Source organism: Nocardiopsis sp. TNDT3 (assembly GCF_003427465.1).
GTDB classification, from domain to species: Bacteria; Actinomycetota; Actinomycetes; order Streptosporangiales; family Streptosporangiaceae; genus Nocardiopsis; species Nocardiopsis dassonvillei.
The window spans coordinates 1-5,416 of the sequence record NZ_QPFC01000099.1; the positions used below are offsets into that span (position 1 = coordinate 1).

General features: G+C 74.9%; 6 protein-coding genes. 2 read left to right on the top strand and 4 right to left on the bottom strand.

Going from position 1 to position 5,416, the window contains the following annotated elements; all coding sequences use genetic code 11:
• Positions 1 to 123 precede the first annotated feature (123 nt).
• The 4 genes from yajC to ruvC form a co-directional block, all read right to left on the bottom strand.
• Entirely contained in the window at positions 124 to 489 is a 366-nt protein-coding gene (gene yajC / locus DQW06_RS02815; RefSeq protein ID WP_041552341.1) for a preprotein translocase subunit YajC, read from the bottom strand.
• Between the two features lie 320 nt (positions 490 to 809).
• Positions 810 to 1,958 (bottom strand): Holliday junction branch migration DNA helicase RuvB, encoded by a 1,149-nt coding sequence (ruvB, locus tag DQW06_RS02820; protein ID WP_117197901.1) that lies wholly within the window; start codon positions 1,956 to 1,958, stop codon positions 810 to 812.
• Between the two features lie 15 nt (positions 1,959 to 1,973).
• A complete protein-coding gene (gene ruvA / locus DQW06_RS02825; RefSeq protein ID WP_013151889.1) occupies positions 1,974 to 2,594 on the bottom strand; it encodes a Holliday junction branch migration protein RuvA in 621 nt (206 codons plus the stop codon).
• Between the two features lie 50 nt (positions 2,595 to 2,644).
• Positions 2,645 to 3,193 (bottom strand): crossover junction endodeoxyribonuclease RuvC, encoded by a 549-nt coding sequence (ruvC, locus tag DQW06_RS02830; RefSeq protein WP_019607009.1) that lies wholly within the window; start codon positions 3,191 to 3,193, stop codon positions 2,645 to 2,647.
• Positions 3,194 to 3,492: 299 nt separating this feature from the next.
• On the opposite strand from ruvC, the gene DQW06_RS02835 reads away from it, so the two are divergent.
• Both DQW06_RS02835 and DQW06_RS02840 read left to right on the top strand, forming a co-directional pair.
• On the top strand, positions 3,493 to 4,284 hold the full coding sequence (locus DQW06_RS02835) for an NUDIX domain-containing protein (protein WP_013151887.1): 792 nt from the start codon (positions 3,493 to 3,495) through the stop codon (positions 4,282 to 4,284).
• 17 nt (positions 4,285 to 4,301) lie between these two features.
• Entirely contained in the window at positions 4,302 to 5,396 is a 1,095-nt protein-coding gene (locus DQW06_RS02840; protein WP_013151886.1) for a hypothetical protein, read from the top strand.
• Positions 5,397 to 5,416: the final 20 nt, after the last annotated feature.

The following is a 5,416-nucleotide window of genomic DNA, read 5'->3' on the forward strand; positions in this document are numbered from 1 at the left end:
GTACCGGTCCCCCCGCGCGGGGGGACCGGTACCGGGGTCGGACGCGCGCGGGCCGTCCGCTTCACCGCGCGGGGCGGAGGCCGGGGCCTGGGCCGAAGCGGGCGGAGGCCCGAAGAAGTACTTCTAGCCCTTGGGCTTGTCGTCGTCGCCGAAGTCGGGGCGGTCCTCCACCGGGGTGTCGTCGGCGGCCGGGGTGACGACCTCTCCGACACCGGCCTTGAGCATGCGGATGCGGGTCCCGGGCGCGATCTCCAGCAGGACGTCCTGCTCGTGGATCTCGACGACGGTGGCGAAGATGCCGGCCTTGGTCATCACCTCGACACCGGGGACCAGGGCGTTGTGCATCTGCATCTCCTGCTGGCGGCGCTTCTGGGCCGGGCGCCAGAACAGCAGCCAGAACACCAGAAGGATCAGCAGGAACGGGAACAGCATGCCGAGGAGTCCGCCCGTGGGCTCTCCTTGGGCAGCGAGGTGGTAAAGGCCCTGCACGGGGGCGTCCTTCCTGAGGTTTCTTCGTGTGGCCGACGGCTGTCGGATCGGACACCGCGACGGCCACCTTCTTCGCGTCGGCACGAACCGCGTGGTCCGGACCTGTCCGGCACGTACAACGCGCCAGAGGGCCGACTCGTTCCACCGGTGTCCAACGACACGTACGGAGTCGTGCCCCGTCTCGGCTGTTTCGTCCCAGCTTACGTGGCGTGGGTCACCGCTGCCCCACCGGATGAGATCGGAGTGTTAACGGTTCGCCCCCGGTCCGCGCGGCCGGAACCCATTGTGCCCGGACCGGGACTCCCTGCCAGACGCCCTGGTCAGGGACTCGCCGCACCGTTGTGACCCGCGTTGCCCGCGGGGGCGGGGTTACCGGCGCCGCCGCCGTTGGCCGCCGCCGCGCCGAAGGCCGCGTCCGGCGGCGGGGTGAGCCCCATGTGCGCCCAGGCCTGCGGGGTGGCCACCCGGCCCCGCGGGGTGCGGGCCAGGAAGCCGGAGCGGACCAGGAAGGGCTCGGCGACGGTCTCCACCGTCTCGGCCTCCTCCCCCACCGACACCGCCAGCGTGGACAGGCCGACCGGGCCGCCGCGGAACCTCCTCATGAGCACGTCGAGGATGGCGCGGTCCAGCCGGTCCATGCCCAGTTCGTCCACCTCGTAGAGGTCGAGGGCGGCGCGGGCGGTGTCCAGCGACAGCCGCCCGTCCCCGCGCACCTCGGCGTAGTCGCGCACCCGGCGCAGCAGCCGGTTGGCGATCCGGGGGGTGCCGCGCGAGCGCCCGGCGATCTCCACGGCCGCGTCCGCGTCCAGGGGCGCGCCGAGCAGACCCGCCGAGCGCTGGAGGATCAGCTCCAGTTCCTGGGGGGTGTAGAAGTCCATGTGCGCGGTGAATCCGAAGCGGTCGCGCAGGGGCGCGGGCAGCATGCCCGCACGGGTGGTGGCCCCGACCAGGGTGAACGGCGCGATGTCCAGCGGGATGGCGGTGGCGCCGGGGCCCTTGCCGACCACGACGTCGACCCGGAAGTCCTCCATCGCGACGTAGAGCATCTCCTCGGCGGGGCGGGCCATGCGGTGGATCTCGTCCAGGAAGAGCACCTCGCCCTCCTGGAGGGTGGAGAGCACCGCGGCCAGGTCCCCGGAGCGCTCGATGGCCGGGCCCGAGGTGATGCGCAGCGGGGCCCCCATCTCGGCGGCGATGATCATGGCCAGGGTGGTCTTGCCCAGGCCCGGGCCGCCGGACATGAGGATGTGGTCGGGCGCCCGGTTGCGCCGCTTGGCGCTGTGCAGCACCAGGGAGAGCTGTTCGCGCACGCGTTCCTGGCCGACGAACTCGTCCAGGGCGCGGGGGCGCAGGGCGCCCTCGATCTGGCGCTCGTCCGTGCCCGCGTCGGGCGAGACCGCGTCGCGCTCGTAGGGCGGGGGCCCGCCGGGGGCCGAGCCCCGGGGGTCTTCCTCGTGGAAGTCGTACACGGGGTTTCCTCCTTCCTAGGCCCGGCTGAGCCTGCGCAGGGCGCTGCGCAGCAGGACGGCGACGTCGTCGGTGTGCTCGGCCTCGGCCGCCACGGCGGAGGCGGCGGCCTCGGCGTCCTTGGCCGACCAGCCGAGGTTGACCAGGCCGGAGACCACCTGTCCGCGCCAGGCGCCGTTGGGCTCGCTGCCGGTCCCGGCGGCCTCGGACCCGGGCAGGGTGCCGTCGGTGAGCACGGGCGCGTCGAGCTTGCCGCGCAGTTCCAGGACGATGCGCTGGGCGCCCTTCTTGCCGATGCCGGGCACCCGGGTGAGGGCGGTGGTGTCCTCGGTGGACACGGCGTGGCGCAGGCTGGAGGGGCTGTGGACGGAGAGCATGGCCAGGGCCAGGCGGGGACCGACACCGGAGGCGGTCTGGAGCTGCTCGAACAGGTGCTTCTCGTCGTCGTCGGCGAACCCGAACAGGGTCAGGGACTCCTCGCGCACGACGAGGCTGGTGGCCACGGTCCCGGTCTCGCCCACGTGCAGGCGCGAGAGCGCGGAGGGCGTGCACTGCACGGTCATGCCGACCCCGCCGACGTCGATGACGGCGGTGCCCGCGCCGCGTGCGGCCACCCGGCCGGTGAGGAACGCGATCATCTGGTGTGGGCACCGGGGACGGTGCCCCTCTCCTTCCTGGGGGCGGGGCGCTAGCGGCCGCGGGTGCGGCGGGCCAGCTCCACCTTGCGGGCGAAGTCCTGCTGGGCCTGGGCGACGCGGGCCTGGGCCCCGCCGCGCCAGATGTGGCAGATGGCCAGGGCGACGGCGTCGGCCGCGTCGGCGGGCTTGGGGGGTCCGTCGAGTCCGAGGATACGCGCCACCATCGTGCCGACCTGCGCCTTGTCGGCGCGGCCGTTGCCGGTGATGGCGGCCTTGGCCTCACTGGGGGTGTGCATGGCCACGGGCAGGCCGCGGCGGGCGGCGCAGACCAGGGCGATGCCGCTGGCCTGGGCGGTGCCCATGACGGTGCTGAGGTTGTGCTGGGCGAAGACGCGCTCGACGGCGACGGCGTCGGGCTGGTAGCGGTCCAGCCACTCCTCGATGCCGCGCTCGATCCCCACGAGCCGGTGGGGCAGGTCGGTGTCGGGGCTGGTGCGCACGGCGTCGGCGCCGAGCAGGGTGAGCGGTCGGCCGATGGCGCCCTCGACGGCGGCGACACCGCACCGGGTCAGCCCGGGGTCGATCCCCAACACGCGCACGCGCCTCACCCCTGCCCTCTCGAACGTCCGTTCGCCCACATGCTAGCGGCGGGCGACGACGTCCGCCTCCGGCCCGCCCGGGCGTGTCCGCCCCCGGGGGCGCCCGGCGGGCCGGAACCCGCCGCGGCCGCGGACCGCCCCGTCGCGAGCGTAGCCGCCCGACCGGGCGCGGCCGCACGACCCGGGCCCGCGCGCCGCCTTCGCGCTTTTCGGAGAAAAGGGATGGACGGGACGCCGAACGCGTGCTAAGTTGCTCTCAGTTCGAGAAATACTCGATGTGAGAACAACTGGAGGCGTACGTGGCCGACCCGCGCGACGAGGAGGGCGAGAGCCGGTTCCTCGCCGACTACGACCCGCACGCGTTCGCCCCGGTCGCGGTCACCGTCGACGTCGTCGCCCTCACCATCCGGTCGGGCGTGCCGCACGTGCTGCTGACGCGGCGCGCCGCGCACCCCCAGCGCGGCTGGTGGGCGCTGCCGGGCGGGTTCGTCCGCGCCCAGGACGGACCGGACGGCCCCGCCGACCCCGACCTGCCCGACGCCGCCCTGCGCGTGCTCTCGGAGAAGACCCTGCTGCCCACCGAGCTGCACCTGGAGCAGCTGGGCACCTACGGCGCCCGGGACCGGGATCCGCGCATGCGCGTCTTCTCGGTCGCCTACGTCCTGCTGGCCCCCGACCTGCCCGACCCGCACACCGGCCGGAACACCGAGGAGGCCGCCTGGATCCCCTGGCGCGACCTCGGCCACGGCGACGGCGCCCGCGCCGGACTCGACCTGGCCTTCGACCACGGCCGCGTCCTGGCCGACGCCGTCGAGCGCGCCCGCTCCAAGCTGGAGTACACCCCGCTGGCCACGGCCTTCCTGCCGCCCGCCTTCACCATCACGGCGCTGCGCGAGGTGTACGAGGCCGTGTGGGGCCAGTCCCTGCACGCGGCCAACTTCCACCGCAAGATCCTCGCCGCCCCCGGGTTCGTGGAGGACACCGGGGAACTCGCCGAGCGCGGCGGCGCGGGCGGCGGACGGCGTGCCCGGCTCTACCGCGCGGGCGGCGCCGCCCTGCTGCACCCTCCCCTGCTACGGAGCACGCAGTGACCCCCGAGAGGAGCCCGATGACGGCCACCGGCCCCGCCTTCGAGGACGCCGAGCGCCAGGTCGCCCTGGCGGGCGACCCCGTGGAACTGTTCGGCCCGCTGCCCGAGGACGGCGGCGTGCCCCCGGCGGCCACGGCCCGCCACCGCGAGCTGGCCCGCGCGCTGCACCCCGACACGGCGCCGCCCGGAAGCGGCACCGGCCCCTTCGCCCGGCTCTCGGAGCTGTGGGACCTGTACCGGGCGATGGCCGCGGGCGACCTGCGTCTGGACGACCTCACCCTGGCCACCGGCGCGCACACCTACCGGATCGGCCGGGAGCGGCTGGCCCGCGGAGACGTCGCCGACCTCCACCCGGTGCGCTACCGGGCGCCGGAGTGGCGCGACGCGGTGCTCAAACTGCCCCGCGCACCCCGCGACAACGACCTGCTGGAGGCCGAGGCGACCGCGCTGCGCCGCATCCGGGAGCACGGCCACGAGCGCTACCGGGCCTTCGTCCCCGAACTGGTGGAGTCCTTCAAGCACCGCGACGCCGCCACCGGCGTGGAGCGGCGGGCCAACGTCCTGGGGCGGCTGCACGGCTTCCACACGCTGGCCGAGGTGCGCCGCGCCCACCCCGACGGCGTCGACCCGCGCGACGCGGCGTGGATGTGGCGGCGGCTGCTGGTCGCCGTCGGCAACGCCGCCCTGGCGGGGGTCGTGCACGGCGCGGTCGTGCCCGAGCACGTGATGATCCACCCGGCCGAGCACGGCCTGGTCCTGGTCGACTGGTGCTACTCGGTGACGGCGCACGCCCCGCGCACCGCGCCGCACATCCCGGCGATGGTGCCCGGACGCGCGGACTTCTACCCGCCCGAGGTGGCCGCCCGCCGCCCCGCGCTGGCCCAGACCGACATCCACATGGCGACCCGGTGCGTGGAGTACGTCACCGCGGGCCGCCTGCCCCCGCAGCTGCGTTCCTTCGCGCGCGGCTGCACCCTGCCCGCCCCAGAGCGGCGGCCCCGCGACGGGTTCGCCCTGCTCTGCGAACTGGACGACGTGCTGGAACGCCTCTACGGGCCGCGCCGGTTCCGCCCCTTCACCATGCCGGACCCGGCACCGGCCGCCGAGGTCTGAACCCCCTCCCCGACCACCGT

Bases quoted from the DNA above. Each gene is read 5' to 3' on its own strand.
- ruvA (WP_013151889.1), bottom strand. From the start codon at position 2,594: ATGATCGCGTTCCTCACCGGCCGGGTGGCCGCACGCGGCGCGGGCACC.
- DQW06_RS02840 (WP_013151886.1), top strand. From the start codon at position 4,302: ATGACGGCCACCGGCCCCGCCTTCGAGGACGCCGAGCGCCAGGTCGCC.